Source organism: Blastomonas sp. CCH1-A6 (assembly GCF_001556365.1).
GTDB lineage: Bacteria > Pseudomonadota > Alphaproteobacteria > Sphingomonadales > Sphingomonadaceae > Blastomonas > Blastomonas ursincola.
This window is the reverse complement of the sequence record NZ_LSIS01000418.1, coordinates 1-382: the sequence shown is the minus strand read 5'-3', so window position 1 is coordinate 382 and position 382 is coordinate 1. Positions and strand designations below refer to the sequence as shown.

At 64.7% G+C, this 382-nt stretch carries 1 protein-coding gene; it reads left to right on the top strand.

From position 1 onward, the window contains the following. A partial coding sequence (locus AX735_RS18935; RefSeq protein ID WP_156447545.1) for a methyltransferase domain-containing protein occupies window positions 1-382 on the top strand: 382 nt, incomplete at both ends.

Below are 382 nucleotides of genomic sequence, written 5' to 3'. Positions count from 1 at the left end.
ACCGCGAGACCTTCGGCTACGCGAAATCGAACGTGCGCTTTGTCGAGGGGGATATCGAGAAGCTGGACGAGTTGGACCTCGAGCCCGGCAGCTTCGACATCATCGTGTCGAACTGCGTCATCAATCTGGTCGCGGACAAGGCCAAGGTGTTCGCCGATGCGCACCGGCTGCTCAAGCCCGGCGGCGAGATGTATTTCTCCGACGTCTATTCGAGCCGCCGGGTGCCGCAGCATCTGCTCAGCGATCCGGTGCTGCACGGCGAGTGCCTGTCCGGCGCGCTCTACTGGGGCGATTTCCTCAAGCTCGCCAAGGCCGCCGGGTTCACCGACCCGCGCCTCGTCAAGGACCGCCCGCTCGGCATCGGCGATACGCGTATCGCCGA